General features: G+C 65.9%; 11 protein-coding genes. 5 read left to right on the plus strand and 6 right to left on the minus strand.

Translation table 11 applies throughout. The annotated features are described in order from the left end of the window. Positions 1 to 43 precede the first annotated feature (43 nt). Positions 44 to 2239 carry an alpha-amylase family glycosyl hydrolase gene (locus NKJ34_RS08655; protein WP_253737890.1) on the plus strand — a complete coding sequence of 732 codons (2196 nt, stop codon included), beginning with the start codon at positions 44 to 46 and terminating at the stop codon, positions 2237 to 2239. A gap of 44 nt (positions 2240 to 2283) precedes the next feature. Continuing rightward, positions 2284 to 3330 carry a TrmB family transcriptional regulator gene (locus NKJ34_RS08660; protein WP_253737891.1) on the plus strand — a complete coding sequence of 349 codons (1047 nt, stop codon included), beginning with the start codon at positions 2284 to 2286 and terminating at the stop codon, positions 3328 to 3330. Positions 3331 to 3401: 71 nt separating this feature from the next. Here NKJ34_RS08660 and NKJ34_RS08665 read toward each other — a convergent pair whose 3' ends face one another. Continuing rightward, complete coding sequence (locus tag NKJ34_RS08665) at positions 3402 to 3587, minus strand: hypothetical protein (protein ID WP_253737892.1); 186 nt, start codon at positions 3585 to 3587, stop codon at positions 3402 to 3404. A gap of 166 nt (positions 3588 to 3753) precedes the next feature. Between NKJ34_RS08665 and NKJ34_RS08670 the strand changes: the two genes are divergently transcribed. Further along, positions 3754 to 4887 carry a sulfite exporter TauE/SafE family protein gene (locus NKJ34_RS08670; protein ID WP_253737893.1) on the plus strand — a complete coding sequence of 378 codons (1134 nt, stop codon included), beginning with the start codon at positions 3754 to 3756 and terminating at the stop codon, positions 4885 to 4887. Between the two features lie 92 nt (positions 4888 to 4979). Next, positions 4980 to 6251, plus strand: coding sequence for a DUF6498-containing protein (locus NKJ34_RS08675; protein ID WP_253737894.1), 1272 nt, complete (start codon positions 4980 to 4982; stop codon positions 6249 to 6251). An 87-nt stretch (positions 6252 to 6338) separates the two neighbouring features. On the opposite strand, the gene NKJ34_RS08680 is transcribed toward NKJ34_RS08675, so the two are convergent. The 3 genes from NKJ34_RS08680 to NKJ34_RS08690 all read right to left on the minus strand — a co-directional run bounded on the left by NKJ34_RS08680 (position 6339) and on the right by NKJ34_RS08690 (position 9496). Then, the gene (locus tag NKJ34_RS08680) at positions 6339 to 7253 is read right to left on the minus strand and encodes a serine/threonine-protein kinase RIO2 (protein ID WP_253737895.1); all 915 of its coding nucleotides are present in this window, start codon (positions 7251 to 7253) and stop codon (positions 6339 to 6341) included. A 116-nt stretch (positions 7254 to 7369) separates the two neighbouring features. Next, a complete protein-coding gene (locus tag NKJ34_RS08685; RefSeq protein WP_253737896.1) occupies positions 7370 to 8839 on the minus strand; it encodes a universal stress protein in 1470 nt (489 codons plus the stop codon). A 186-nt stretch (positions 8840 to 9025) separates the two neighbouring features. Continuing rightward, positions 9026 to 9496 (minus strand): zinc ribbon domain-containing protein, encoded by a 471-nt coding sequence (locus NKJ34_RS08690; protein WP_253737897.1) that lies wholly within the window; start codon positions 9494 to 9496, stop codon positions 9026 to 9028. A 99-nt stretch (positions 9497 to 9595) separates the two neighbouring features. Between NKJ34_RS08690 and NKJ34_RS08695 the strand changes: the two genes are divergently transcribed. Then, positions 9596 to 11353 carry a DNA mismatch repair protein gene (locus NKJ34_RS08695; RefSeq protein ID WP_253737898.1) on the plus strand — a complete coding sequence of 586 codons (1758 nt, stop codon included), beginning with the start codon at positions 9596 to 9598 and terminating at the stop codon, positions 11351 to 11353. Between the two features lie 10 nt (positions 11354 to 11363). Here the strand turns inward: NKJ34_RS08695 and ileS are convergent, their stop codons facing one another. Both ileS and coxB read right to left on the minus strand, forming a co-directional pair. Next, complete coding sequence (gene ileS / locus NKJ34_RS08700; RefSeq protein ID WP_253737899.1) at positions 11364 to 14519, minus strand: isoleucine--tRNA ligase; 3156 nt, start codon at positions 14517 to 14519, stop codon at positions 11364 to 11366. A gap of 70 nt (positions 14520 to 14589) precedes the next feature. After that, positions 14590 to 15360 carry a cytochrome c oxidase subunit II gene (coxB, locus tag NKJ34_RS08705; RefSeq protein WP_253737900.1) on the minus strand — a complete coding sequence of 257 codons (771 nt, stop codon included), beginning with the start codon at positions 15358 to 15360 and terminating at the stop codon, positions 14590 to 14592. Positions 15361 to 15422: the final 62 nt, after the last annotated feature.

Raw genomic sequence — 15422 nt, forward strand, 5'->3', positions numbered from 1 at the left:
TCCAACGACAACAGTCAAGACGGTTGGTCACCGGGTGGGAGACATGGACCCACCAGGGCCGCCGCGGTTCGTCGCCGTCGGCGAGCGCGTCGACCTCGCCCCGCGCGCTCCCGACCCCGAGGCAGCGTACACGTGGTCGCTCCGCGAATCGCCCGCCGACAGCACCGTCAGCGTCGACGACGGGCCGGTCATCGAGTTCGCCCCCGACGTCCCGGGCCACTACCGGCTGGAACTCGAGGCCCCCGATGCCACTCACACCCAGACGGTGCGGGCCTACCCCGACGAACGCCACACGACACGGGTCGAACTTCCCGTCGCCGACCTCCCGGTCCCCCCCGCCGACGTCGACTCGATGTCGGTCGTCGGCCCGTTCAACGAACAGGTCGCCGGTCGCACCCGGCCCACCCGACAGGACGACCGATTCGTCGCCGACCTCGACCTCCCGCCGGGAACCCACCCCTACGGCTTCTGTGTGAACGATGATTTCGCACAACAGGTCCACGGCGCGGTGACGGTTCCGGGACCCGGCCGTCCGCGGTGTCGACTCGACGGTGAGATCCGCGAGGGGACGCTGGTCGTTACGGCGACCGCCACCGCCGCTCCCGACACCGACCTCGCCGACGCCGACCTCGCGGTCGACTTCGTGGTCGACGACCGCGACCCGCTGCCCGACGCCGCCGTCGAAATTTCCGACCGCGAACTCCGCGTCCCGGTCGAATCCGTCCCCGAGACCCTCCGGATCCACGCCGTCGCCGTCGGCGAACGCCGCTCGGTATCGGATACGCTGACGATCCATCACGACGACGGGCTCACCGTCGACCGACCGAACGATCCACCCGAATGGGCCGAGTCGCCAACCGTCTACGAGATCTTCGTTCGTTCCTTCACCGGCGAGACGCTGCCGACCACCTTCGCCGAACTCGAACGCCGCGTCGAATATCTCCAATCCCTGGCCGTCGACGTGCTGTGGCTCACGCCCGTGCTGGCCAGCCCGACCGACCACGGCTACCACATCACCAACTACTTTGAGACCGCCGACGACCTCGGGAGCCGAGCGGCCTTCGAATCCCTCGTCGAGACCTGCCACGAGGCCGGGATCCGGGTCGTATTCGATCTCGTTATCAACCACACCTCCCGCGATCACTCGGTGTACCAGCTCCACGCCGGCGGCGTCGACCGTTACAGCGACTACTACAAGCGCGTCCCCAAATCGTGGGACGGCACCGGCGTCGACTGGGCCGGCGACACTGCCCCCGAGTTCTACTTCAACTGGCAACGGATTCCGAACCTCAACTACGGCTCGCTGGCCGTCCGGCGGTGGATGCTCGACGTTGTCGCAGAGTGGGCCGACGTGGTCGACGGCTTCCGCTGTGACGTGGCGTGGGGCGTCCCCCACGGCTTCTGGAAGGAAGTACGCGAGTGTGTGCCCGACGATTTCCTCCTGCTCGACGAGACGATTCCCCGCGATCCCCACTATCACGAAGCGGAGTTCCAGATGCACTACGACACCGCCCTCTACGGGGCGCTGCGGGACATCGGCCACGGCAACGCGCCTGCGGAGAAAATATTCGAAGCACTGGACGACGCCGTCTGGCAGGGGTTCCCCGAGTCGGCGGTCCACCTCAGGTATATCGAAAACCACGACGAGACCCGCTATCTGGAGGAGTGCAGCGAGGGCGCGCTTCGGGCAGCCGCCGCGGCGACGTTCACCCTCCCCGGTGCGCCGATGATCTACTACGGCCAGGAACGCGGGATGACCGCCCAACGCGGCCCGATGAAGTGGTACGACGGCGACGCCGACCTCACGGCGTTCCACCGCTCGCTGTCGACGCTCCGCCGCGAGGAGTCGGTTCTACAAACCGGGTCGGTCGAGCGGCTGCCGGTCGACGTCGCCGAGCGCCACGAGTCCGCTGATTCGGCGGCCGACGTCGACGCGGCGCCGACCGCAGGCGACACTCCCGCCGATATCGATGCCACGGTCGTCCTCAGGGCCAACGGCGACGGCGAGCCCGTTGGGGCCGACCGCGTGGTCGCCTACGCCCGCGAGGACGGCGACGACCGACTGTTCGTCGTACTCAACTTCGGCGACGAACCGCAGGCGGTTCGCCTCCCCGAAGCCGTGGGGTCGACCGACCTCGTGACCGGGAGCCCGCTCCGCAAGCGGTACCCCGACGACGCCGCCGGTGAAGCCGACACCTACCTGCTCGTCGACGATGTCGTGGTCTGCCGGCCCGCGTAGCCCGGACACCCATTGTTAAGTGTTAGCATCTTTCAGTACAGATAATGGACGACGCCACGCTTCGCGCCCACCTGCGGCGGTTCGGCCTCTCGGAGAAAGAGGTCGACACCTACCTCACGCTGCTGGAACACGGCGAGGCGACCGCCAGCACCATCGCCGACGTCGCTGGCGTCTCCAAACGCTACGTCTACAGCGTCAGCGAGACGCTCGCGGACCGCGGCTTCGTCGAGGTCGCCGACCACGCCGTCCCGACGACGATCCGGGCGCTGCCGCCCGAGCAGGTGGTCGACGAACTCGTCCGGGATGCCGAGGCGATGGCCCCGGCGCTGGCCGATCGCTACACCCGTACCGAACCCTCGACCGACAGCTTCGACGTCGTCAAAAGCCGTGTCACGGTGTTCAAACGGGTTCGGTCGTTCATCGACGACGCCGACGAGGAACTCACGCTGTCGGTCCCGCTGGACGTCCTCGACGAGGTCGACGATGCCCTGCGCGCGGCCCGCGATCGGGGCGTGTTGGTCGTCTTGCTCGTCTCCGGAACTGCCGAACTCCCCGCCGACTCGGCCGACCTCGCCAGCGTCGTCCGCGTCTGGCGGGAGACGATGCCCCTGATGTTGACCGTCGACCGTCGGGTCGGCGCGATCGCACCCGTCGAAATGCTGGCGAGCACTCACACCGACACCCAGGCGATCGTCTTCGCCCAACAACACCTCGGGCCGGTGGTCGTCGCCTCCTTCTTCGGCAACTACTGGCCGGTCGCCCGCGAGGCCGCGGTCGCCGATCCGGTCGAACTCCCGGCCACCTACGGGAACTTCTGGCACAGCATCTTTCAGGCGACGCTGTGGTCGCGGGCCGACGCCGACCTCCGGGCGACTATCGAGGGTCGGACAACCGCCGACAACGAGTACGTCGACCTCGACTGCCGGGTGGTCGGCGTCACCCAGGGCCTCATCGAGCCGACGAACAACGCCTTTCCAGTCGAACACAGCCTGACGGTCGAATCCGAGGGCCGAACCTACACCGTCGGCGGTTACGGCGCGTTCCTCGAAACGATCGAGGCCGACCGCATTAGGCTCGCCCTCGACGAGTGATCCGGCGGGACGTGGCGTCGACTACCGATGTTCGGTGAGGGCTTCGACGGAAAACGAAACAGACGGCGGCCTCAGTACTCGCGGCCGGTTCGGGCTTCGACACGCTGTTCGACGTACAGCCGCGACCACTCCTCGAAATGCCGTCTGAGACGGCCGAGGAGGCTGCCGTCGACCTCCGTCTCGGGAGTCCGGTGTCCGGGCTGTGCCTCGCTGTCGAGACGTCCCTTGTCGACGCTCATCGTGATAGTGTCTACCACTCCGTATATAATAAATATTAGGATTATATATGCTCCGAGGTCGCTTCGACAGCCCGTCGGCTCCCGGCGGTTTCGTCGCTGACTCGATTTTATAATAATTCTTACCTACTTTTTCCATGAACGAGAAATTTTATTGTCGAACTCGAAAAAGCGGATTCACGATTCAATGAGTTCGGCTTCGTCGTCCGGCGGGCTCCAGCGGACGTTTCTCGAATACCAGTACGTGTTCGTCTTTCTCGCACCACTCCTGTTCGTTGTCGGTGTCCTCCTCGCAGCACCGCTTCCGGCGGCGGCGGGCGAGGGCTACTGGCTGGAGTTCTGGTGGCTGTTCCCGGTGTTCCTGCTGGGGGCGACCATCGTCAACACGGTCGGGATCAGTGGCTCGGCGCTGTTCGTGCCGTTTCTGATCTTCCTGTATCCGATCATGGCGGTTCGGCTCGCCCCGGAGTCGCTGTTGGAGCCGCCGCTGTCGCCCGAAACCATCGTCAAGATCGGGCTCATCAGCGAGTCCTTCGGGCTGTCGAGTTCGGCGCTGGCGTTCATCCAACACGGGCTGGTCGACCGGCGACTCGCGCTCACGCTCGTCGGCGGCTCGATCCCGTTCGTCGTCGGCGGCGCGCTGCTCTCGTTTGTTATCCCTGAGCCGGTGTTCCAGTTCCTCTTGGCGCTCGCGCTGCTGGCGGCGTCGGTGCTCCTCTTCAAGGCCGATCTGGGCCACGACGATCCCGCCGACGATGTCGACGATACCGATGCAAGCGAGGGCGTCGCTGTCGAGGCCGACGGCGGTCCCGACCTCCCCGACGACAGCGGCAAACCCGGCTCGGCTGGCGTCAGGACCGACGACGACGGCGTCGTCACGCGCGTCGACCGCGACGGTAGCAGTTACAGCTACACCCGCGGCGGCTATCTCGAACGGTTCGGCAACTACAGCATCGGCGGCGTCTTCCAGGGGCTGGCCGGCTTCGGCATCGGCGAACTGGGCATTATTTCGATGCTGCGGACTTCCGTCCCGGTCCGGATCGCTATCGGCACTAACCACATTGTCGTCGCCATGACCGCGGTGCTGGCGTCGCTGGTCCACGTCTTCGGTGGCGGGCTGGTCGGCGGCCACACGATGGATCTGGCGTCGACGCCGTGGAACGTGGTCGTCTGGACCGTCCCGGCGACCGTCACCGGCGGCCAGATCGCCCCCTACATCTCCTCGACGCTCGACACCGAGATCCTCAAACACGGTGTCGGCGTGCTGTTCGCGATCATCGCCACCGCGCTGTTCGTGATGTCCGCCAGCGGCGTTATCTGATTGGTCCGCGGAATCCGCTCACGTGAACACTAAACAGCCGTCCCAACGCTGATCCCTATGGATTAACCGACTCCGACGGGAAAGACCGCCGAATGGCTCTCGCCGTCGACCGTCTCTCTGAGTCGACGTCTCGCCCCGAACTGATCGCCGTTCTCGTCGGCAACGGACTCCCTCTGATCGGCGTCGTCGCCCTCGGTTGGGACGCCGCCGCTCTCCTCTTCCTCTACTGGCTCGAACTCGGGATTCTCAGCCTCCTCGCCGTCGTCCGAGCACTGTTCGCCGGTCGACCTGCGGAGTTCGACGGCGATCCGCTGCTCCTCGGTGCGCTGGCTCACCGAACGGCGTCGGTCGGGATCCCACGAACCGACGTGGCCGTCCGGCTGTCGACCCTGCCGGTCCTCCTCGTCGCAGTGCCGCTGCTGGCGGTTCTCTGGTTCTTCGTCGGCGCGTTCACTGTCGGCGTCGGCGATGCGACCCTCAGTGAGGCTACGCTGGGGACTGTGATGTTGGCCGCCGTCGGCATCCTCCTCAGCGAGAGCATCGAGACGGCCGTCGACTACTTCCACCGGGGCGGCTACCGCGACCACAGCGCCCAGACCGCACTCCAGCATGTGCTCGTCCGCGGGATGACGCTGTTCGTGGCCGGGCTGTGCACGGTCGTGGCCGTCGCGCTCGCCAGCGATTCGATCGCGAGCGACACACCGCTCTCCGAACTCGATCCGGCGGTGGTCGGCACGCCGCTGCTCGTCGCCGTCGTCGGCGTCAAGTTCGGTCTCGATCTGGCGGGCGTCTACGGCGACCGCCTCGCGGCGTTCGACGAGTCGACCGAGATCCCGTGGGGGTGGGCCTACGAACCGCCGACCGTCGAGCCCGTCGAGACGACGCTCGCGGGCGAGGTCGACCGCCTCCGACCCGAGCGCTGGGGACGGTTGGTCGGCGGGGTGGCAACCCTCCGGCGTCGACCCGGTGCGTCCGGCGTCGGTGTCCTCCTGTTGGCCATCGCGGGGCTGTTCGCCACTGGGCAGGCGTGGGATGTCGTCGCCCTGCTGGTCGCCCTCGCGGTCGTCGTTCCGACCGGTCTGTTATCGGTCGACTACTGGCTCCGCTACGGGGCCGTCGAGTACCGGACCGACGGGAGCGCGATCGTTGCCGTCGACCGACTGTTCGGCCAGCCGCTGTGGCGCGTCGAGCCGTGGGACGAGACCGGCCTCCGGGTCGAACGCGACCGCCTCGACAGGTTCCTCGGTACGCACACGGTCGTGGTCGACCTCGCCGACGGCGAGACGCGCCGGCTGCCGCGGTTGGCCGATCCCGAGCCGATACTGGCGACCTTCGACCGGCGTGCCGACTGGGAGAGCGCCTGAGTACGTTCAATTGGATCGAAAGCCGTCTGTGTCCCTCCGGCTCGGCGATCGCAGGGACAACTCGAATTTCATATCGCAGAATGTGGTTTATGGCTCTACGTACGCGCGGACTGCTTCGAGTTCGTCTGCGGTCACATCGGCGGCGAGCGCCGCGATGTCGACTGACTCGGGGGTTTCGGTCGGATACTTCCGCTCGAAGTAGCCGTAGACGTTTTTGAGATCCCGCCGGAGGAGTTCGTCGCTGTTTTGATGGTCGGTCGGGACGGCCTGCGGCCAGTCGAAGATCGTGATCCCGCTTTCGTCGACGAAGACGTTGTACTCGCTCATGTCGCTGTGCACGTAGCCCGCTTGGTAGGCAGCGGTCATTTCTTCGAGGACGAGATCAAGCACGCCGACGACCTGTTCGGATTCGAGGCGCGCACGCGACAGTTCCGCGCCGTCGAGTTTCTCCATGACGATCGCATGTCGGTTCTGGTCGACCGGTCGTGGGACCGAAACGGCCGGGTATAGCTCTTCGAGCGCCTCGTACTCCCGTTCGGCGGCCTTCCGGGCGGTGTAGAGCCACGAAACGTGGTTGCGATCGGCGGTGTACTGCCGTTCGCGGTCGACCTTCCGGAAGTTCGTATACCCCTCGCGGTGATATTTGAGGGCCAGCGGTTGAAACGACATCGCCTCGTAGACGTCGCTTTCCTTGCCGACACCCAGCGGCGCGCCGACGCCGTCGATGGTGTCCCGTTCCGAAAAGCTCCGCAACGCGAGGGCGTCGTACCCCTCGAAGGTGAGCTGGTAGCCCTCGTACTGGATCGTCTTCCGCTCGATCAGCTCGTGTTCCATACACCGATCGAGCCGGTAGGTTATCTCTTCGGGAGTGAGGCTCGAATACTCCGGCAGCTTCTCGCGTTGAACCCACTCCGAAAAGCGCATCCCCTGTTCGACGCCCGACAGGAGATAGAAGTCCTCGGGTTCGAGGTCGCGAAAGAACGCCGCCACGTTCTGAACCATACCCAACGGAGGCCACCGCGGCCTAAAAGCCCGACGAGTCGGTCGACTAGTTGTCGATAAATCAAATATGACGATATCGAACGCTGTGTCGAGCGGATTCGGCTGCCGCCGGCGCGTTATCGTCCTCGGTGAACGATCGCCAGATCGCAGTCGACGTCGTGAATGCGCCTGAACGTAGGCGTCGAGAAGAACCGCGAGGCGGCGCTCCGATCCGTACTCGCTCCGAGGACCGTGAGGTCGTAGTTCCTCGCGTTGGTTCGGAGGAACGACTCGACGCTGCTGTGGCTGATCCGGGTCTCGATCGGATCGGGAAACGACTCCACGAGGTTGTCGAGCATGACCTCCGTCTTCCGTCGGTCTTCCGCTTCCGAGATACAGGTACAGGCGCTGGCCGACCCCCGGCGCTCGACGAGACGGTGGGCGAAGTCCAGCATCATGTTGGCGGTCTCGCCCGCACCCCGGACCATCACCAGAATGTGGCGCCATTCGGTCCGCTCCGTCGAGGGCCGGAAGACGACGGCGTCGGTCGGCCCCTTGAGGATCGTCCAGATGAACCGGCTCGGCCGGCCGTCGGTCGACTCGTAGGGGCTGACGATCAGATCACAGCGCTCCCGCTCGGCGGTTTCGAGGATCGTCTCGCCGGGCGAGCCGTCCTCGGCGACGACCGCGAACTCACAGGGGATGCCGACCGCGTCGTCGACGAGGGCCTGCAGGGATTCGAGGCGTTGTCGGTGGTGGTCGGTGAGTTCGGCCTCGGCCGTTTCGGTCGCCTCTTCGTCGGTCGAGACCTCGTCGCTCTCGTCGGCGACCTCGGAGGCCGTCTCCGCGATGGCGTCGGTGCTCACCGTCTGCATGAGCACGAGCCGTCCGGCGTCGTGGGCCGCCGCCAGTCGGGCGGCGAACAACACCAACGACTCGGGGTCGTCGCTCCGCACGGGGACGAGGATCTGGTCGTCGGCCTGCATCGAGTGGAAGAGGTAGCGGGCCCGTTCCTCGTAGAGATGGGTTCGCCAGAGGACGAACACGCCCGCGATCAGCAGACTCGAGACGAGGACGCCGCCGACGAACGCCACCTGGTCGACGCCGGTGACGAGCACCAGCAGTGCCGACGAAAAGGCCGAGGGCTCTTCGAGCGACAGCGCCCACGCCAACACCCCGGTGACGAGAATGGCGACGGCCGCCGCGCCCGCGGGGACTTCGAACGGTTCGAGCGGCGCGGCCGTCCAGTAGCGGACGCTGAGTTCGAGGACAAGCCACCCACTGAGCGCCCCCAGCGAGAGCCCGCCGACGAACGTCCACGGTGAGGAGTACCGCCCCTCAGGGTTCGAAAACAGGGTGAAAGTACCGGAGGCCAGCGGCGGGTAGACCAGAAACGAGACCACCGGCGAGACGTTGGCGAGCCACGTCACACCCCCGACCAGCAGCGGCACGAACACGAGCACCGAAAGGTGGAGGAGGTTGTCGGGGTGTTCGAGCCACCGGCGGACGATCTGTAGCTTCCGATGTTCGAACCGACGGAGCCGACGCCGGGCCGTATTGACCCCACTCGGCGAAACTATCCAGCATCGATCGGATGTAGTCGACACACGAGCATGGCTTTTTCCTCGGGTGCGAGACCACACCCCCGACTCGGAGCGGTCGTTAGTACCGCCTCGGGCATGGCACCAGCACCGCGGTCGCCGAGGGTCAAAACGCCAGCGGCCGTCCGTCGATCCGGAAGGAGCGGAGTGGGAGATGTCGGATCGCCGTGTTCGACGCGAAACGGGGGTCGACTACTCGTCGTGTCCGGGGAGCTGTTCCGACTGGCTTCGGTCGTCGACCGACAGCGGTTCGGTACACCACGTACAGAAGTCGAGTTCGGGGTCGGTCGACCGACCACAGTGGGGACAGGACAGCCCCTCGTCGGCTGCGTCGGCGGTCGGGTCGACGCCGGGGGCCATCCCGGCCTCCTGGTGGTCCAAAAAGGCGACCAGCAGCGCGTCGACGATGCTGAAGCCGATAATGACCACCATCGGGACGTAGACCTCCGTCGGAATCGTCGAGACGTCGAAGGGGTCGATCGTTTCGGGGTTGGTGACGTACACCGACATGAGTGCGACCCCCGCCCCGATGGTCAGCAGGAACCACAGCATCGACCGCCGCCACCGCCGGAGGTAGGCGTGGCCGGTGCCCGCGATGCCGAAGAAGGCACCGACGAGCGCGAACCCCGCCGTCAACAGCAGTTTGCGTCGTGGGTTGCTCATACCTCTACTACTAGTGAGACCGTGTTAAACGCCAGTATTTGTTTCGGAACTGTCGAGGCGAGTGACAATCACTAAGCGCCCGGCTGTCGAGGGTGAGGTATGCGACTCGAGGCCTACTGGGGAGTCGGACCGAAAACCGCCGGGCTGCTCCGGGAGTCGATCGGCGAGTCGGCGGCCATCGACGCCATCGAAACGGCGGATGTCCGGACGCTCGCCGAGGCCGGTCTCCCGCGCGGGCGGGCGGTCAGGATCCTGCGGCGAGCCGCCGGGACCGCCGGCGTCGACGTCCTGGGGACGAGCGACACCCGGAGCGTCTACGACGACCTGTTGGGGTTGGCCAGCGAGTACGCCGTCACCGACCACGCCGCCGATCGCATCCGGGTCATGACGCCGCTGACCGACCGCACAGATATCGAGGCGCGACTCGACGACGTACTGGCAGCCAAAGCGGCCTGGACCACCCTCGCCGACGCCGACCGCGAGCGCGTTCTGGCTGCCTTCGCGGAGTACGACGACGCCGGCGGCACCGACCGCGCGGCCGTCGAGGCGGCGCTCGAACTCCGGGCGGTCGGCCTCGCGGGGTCGACCTTCGCGGCGCTCGGCGACGTCGACGAAGCAGCGCTCGAAGCGGCCGCCGGCGCACTCGGCTACATCCGCGAGGGCTCCGATGGGTCGACCGTCATCGAGGGTGCGGACGAGGAACTCGACCGGCTTCGTGACCAACTGGATGCGGCCCGCGACCTCGACAACGCCGCTTTCGACATCATCGACACCGTCCGCGACGGCGGCGTGCGGGACATGCAGGCCTTCCAGAGCGGCGTCGTCGACCACGTCGCCGACCAAACTGGCATCCCTCACAACACGATCCGGTCGGCGGCTCCCGACGAGGCGGTCGACGCCGCCGACTTCGTGAGCGCGACGCTCCGGGAGTTGGTCGACGACCTCGAATCGCGGGTCGACGACCGCGAGTCAGTGGTGATCGAGGACCTTCGAAGTCGGATCGAGACCGCCGAGGGCGACGTCGAGGCGGCCGTCGACGCCGTCGGCGAGATCGCGCTGTCGCTGTCGCTGGGTCGGTTTGCGGCTGCCTACGACCTCCAGCGACCGACGCTGGTCGAGGACGGGCTGGCGGCGACCGACGCCCGGAACCTCTTCGTCGACGGCGAGGTCCAGCCGATCTCCTATGGGGTCGGCACCCACGATCTAGTCGAGACGCCGCGGGCGATCGCCCCGCCCGCAGGCGATCGGGTGACCGTTCTCACCGGCGCTAATTCGGGCGGGAAAACCACGCTGTTGGAGACGCTCTGTCAGATCGCCCTGCTGACGGCGATGGGGCTGCCGGTGCCCGCAGCAGAAGCCGAGGTAGGGCTGTTCGACACCATCGTCTTCCACCGCCGCCACGCCTCGTTCAACGCCGGCGTGCTCGAATCGACACTCAAATCGATCGTCCCGCCGCTTACGGGGGACGGCCGGACGCTCATGCTCGTCGACGAGTTCGAGGCCATTACGGAGCCGGGACGGGCCGCCGACCTGCTGAATGGGCTCGTCTCGCTGACGGTCGACCAGTCGGCCCTCGGCGTCTACGTCACCCATCTCGCCGACGACCTGAGTCCGCTGCCCGAGACGGCCCGGATCGACGGCATCTTCGCCGAGGGACTGACACCCGATCTGGAACTGCAGGTCGACTACCAGCCGCGGTTCGGTACGGTGGGGAAGTCGACGCCGGAGTTCATCGTCTCGCGGCTCGTCGCCAACGCCTCGGACCGCGCCGAGCGGGCGGGCTTCGAGTCGCTGGCCGCTGCTGTGGGTGAGGAAGCCGTCCAGCGAACGCTGTCGGATGCGGAGTGGGAAAACTAGCGACCGGAATTTACGCCGTCTGCTCGGCGACAACTGCAACGCCGATGGTCACGTCGACGTCTTCGATCTCCCAGTCTTCGACCAGATCGCCCGCCGCATCGGGCTCGTCGACGAACTCGGCGGCCCGCACCTCTTCGGCGATGAGGTCGCGGTGTTCGTCGACGAACGCCTCGATACGGTCGTCGGCAATCGAGAGGCCGACTCGGATCTCGCTTTCGACATCGAGATCCAGCTCCTTGCGCATCTCCTGAATCCGGCGGATCACGTCGCGGGCGTACCCCTCGGATTCGAGTTCTTCGGTCAGGGTGGTGTCGACGTATACCGTGCCGCCGTCGAACTCGGTGCCGGTGACGTGTTCCGGCGGCTCGCTGCGGTATTCGACCATGCTCTCTTCGAGTTCGACCGTCTCGCCGTCGACCTCGATGCCGGCCTCGACCTCGTTTCGGGGGGCATCCTCGACCGCCGCCATCACTTTCTGGGCGTCGGCTCCGAACGCGGGGCCGATTGCGCCCATCTGTGGCTCGGCGAACGCTTGGAGTTCGGCGAACTCCTCGGTGATCTCGATCTCGCGGGTGTTGACCCGCTCACCCAGCAGCTCCGAGAGGTTGCCGACCGCGTTGGCGACGTCCTCCTCGTCGGTTTCGACGACGATCCGCGAGACCGGCCACCGGAGTTTACGACCGCCGCGCTGGCGAGCGTTGGCGGCGGCCTCCTCGACGTCCCGGAGGACGGCCATATCGGCCTCCAGATCGGGATCGTGGAGCTCGTCGTCGACCGTGGGCCAATCGAGTGCGTGGACCGTCGTTGCGCTGCCGTCGAGGATCTGGTACATCCGCTCGGTCATGTACGGCGTGAACGGCGCGAGCAGACGGATGACCTCGTCGAGCACGGTCGCGAGGGTGGCGTACGCGCCGAGTTTCGACGGCGAGTCGCTGTCGTCCCACATCCGCTCGCGGGTGGCCTTGACGTAGAAGCGGGAGACGTCCTCGGTCACGAAGTCGAGGACGGCGTTCAGGGCATCGTCGACCCGGTAGTCGTCCCACGCCTCGGTGGCCTCCTGTTTGACGCCCTGCAGCCGCGAGAGTACCCACTCGTCGACGACGGTGAGTTCGCCCTCACTGAGGTCGGGATCGGCGGGGTCGTAGCCGTCGAGATCCATGTACGTGAGCGGGAAGCGGAACACGTTCCACAGGATGTTGAGGCGGCCGACCATGCTGCCGAGGCCGTCCCAGTCGAACGAGAGGTCGACGCCCTGCTGGTCGTGGCTCAGCAAGTAGGCCCGCAGTGGGTCGCGACCAGCGCGCTCGATCGCTTCTTCGGGCGTCACGATGTTGCCGACCGACTTGGACATCTTCCGGCCGTGTTTGTCGTTGGCGAACCCGTGCATCAGGACTTCTTTATACGGACTTTCGCCGAAGGCAGCCGTGCCCATCCCGAGCTGGGACCAGAACCAGCCGCGGGTCTGATCGTGGGCCTCGATGATGAGGTCGGCGGGCCACAGTTCTTCAAATTCATCCGTTTCGCCGGGGTAGCCGATCGTCCCCCACGTCGCCACCGATGAGTCGAGCCAGACGTCGAAGACGTCCTCGATCCGGCGGTAGGTGGTGCCGTCTTCGGTGATCGTGATGTCGTCGACGGTCGGCCGGTGGAGGTCGATTGCGTCGGGGTCGATCCCCTGGTCGGCCCGCTCGGCGAGTTCCTCGCGGGTGCCGACGACGATCATCTCTTCGTCGAGTGTGCCCTCGCGGCTCTCGGCATCCTCGGGGACCCAGATCGGGATCGGGATGCCCCAGTAGCGCTGCCGAGAGACGTTCCAGTCGGGGGCGTTCTCGATGAAGTCCCGGAAGCGATTATCGCGGGCCCACTGCGGGTGCCACTCGGCGTCCTCGATGTTGTCCAGCAGTTCGTCTTTGATGTCGGTAATCGAGATGAACCACTGGTCGGTCGTCAGCTGGATGATATCGGTGTCACACCGCCAGCAGTGGCCGTAGGAGTGTTCGTACGTCTCGCTGGCCAGCAGTGCGCCGTTTTCGTCGAGATTGGCTTTGATCTCGTCGTTGGCGTCCCGAACGAACTGGCCTTCGTACTTGCCACCGGCTGCGGTAAAGGTGCCGTCGCCAGCAACCGGACAGAAGATATCGAGGCCCAACTCCTGGCCGCGGTTGAAGTCCTCCTCACCGTGGCCGGGTGCCGAGTGGACTAATCCGGTGCGGTCGGCCTCGACGAACTCGGCCGTGTACACTTCGCCCGCACCCTCGAAGCTCGGATAGTTGGGGACTTCGTCGCTGAGGGGGTGGTCGTACTCCCAGCCGACCAGTTCGTCGCCCGAGAGTTCGGCTTCGACCTCGTAGTCGTCGTACCGCCCACGACCCAGCACGTCGTCGACACACTCTTCGGCGATATACAGCACGTCCTCGTCGCCGCCCTTGGTGGCCCGGACCTTGTTGTAGGTGAGGTCCTCGCCGACGCCCACGAAGGTGTTTGCGGGAATCGTCCACGGGGTCGTCGTCCAGATGACGAGGCTCCCCTCGCGGTCGACCAGCGGGAACTTCACGTAGATCGAAGGGTCTTCGACCTGATCGTACTCGACTTCGTTGTTGGCGATCCCGGTCTCACAGCGCGGACACTGCGAGATCGAGCGTTTGCCCTGCTCGACGAGGCCGCGCTCGGCGACCTGCTTGAACCCGTGCCACGCGGCCTCCATGTATTCGGGCGAGACCGTCTCGTAGGGGTCGTCCCAGTCGAACCACGCGCCGATGGACTGGAAATCCTCATCCATCGCCTTGCGGTTGGTCTGGGCGAACTCCATGCACTCCTCGATGAACGCCTCCATGCCGTACTCCTCGATGTCCTGCTTGCTCTCGAAGCCGAGTTCCTCCTCGACTTTGACCTCGATGGGGAGCCCGTGCATGTCGTACCCCGGTCGGTCGGTGACCTGATGGCCGGTCATCCGCTTCTGGCGGATCACGGCGTCTTTCAGTGTCTTGTTCCACGCGGTGCCGAGATGCATCTGCCCGGAGGTATAGGGCGGGCCGTCGACGAAAAAGAAGGTCGGGTCGTCGGCATGGGCCGCCTTGGTCGCCTCGTAGGCGTCGTGGTCGTCCCAGTAGTCCTCGACCGCCGCCTCGACGTCAGCGGGCGAGTACTGGTCGGTGACGTCATCCATACCCGAAGGGAATAGAGCGGTCTATATCAAAACGGTGGTCCTGTCCCGTCCGGAAAAGGGTGTGGCGGCCTCAGGCGGTCGCGTTCGCGGTCTCGTTCATGTCGGCAGCGTCCTCGGACTCCTCGGCGGTCTGCTCGTCGAGCCACTGGTCGTACTCGGCCTGGTCGACGACCTCGATCGAGAAGTACATCTGGGAGTGGGCCAGTCCACAGTACTCCGAACAGTAGCCCTGATAGGTCCCCGTCTCCTCGGGAGTGGTCTGGAGGTACTGGACCTGACTCGGCATCGCGTCCATCTTCAGCCCCAACTCGGGGACGTGGAAGCCGTGGATCACGTCTTCGGAGGTGACACCGATGTAGAGGTCTTGGCCCTCGGGCACCGTAATCACCGGTCCGTTGTCACCCTGCGGGGCCGTGATGTCCTCCTCGGGGTAGGTCATCGTCCAGCCCCACTGGTAGGCTTCGGCTTGGACGTACACGTCGCCCTCGTTGGGCGCGATCTCGTCTTCGCCGCCGGTGAACGTGACCGCCGGGTCGGCCATCACGCCGTAGGAGGCGACGCCGACGAACAGCAGAATGATTGCCGTCGCCACCGTCCAGGTGATCTCGAGGCGGCGGTTCTCTCTGGTCGGTTTCGGCTCGTCGTTGTCCTTGAACCGGAGGACGGCGTAGATCAGGATGATCTCGACCAGCAGCGTGATCGGCAGGGCGATATACAGCAGTTTGATGTTCAGCTCGCCGATCAGGTCTGCCGAGGTCGACTGGGCGGCCACCGGGTCGGCGAAAAGGGCCATCACAGCCGCCGACAGCAACGAAGCGAGTGCGAAACGCTTGGCGTTCATGCTGGTACGAAACTAGCACGGGCGGCGTAAATACCTACTGAATCGCCACCTTCGGCGTCGAC

The organism is Halohasta salina (genome assembly GCF_024178165.1).
Classification (GTDB): Archaea; Halobacteriota; Halobacteria; order Halobacteriales; family Haloferacaceae; genus Halohasta; species Halohasta salina.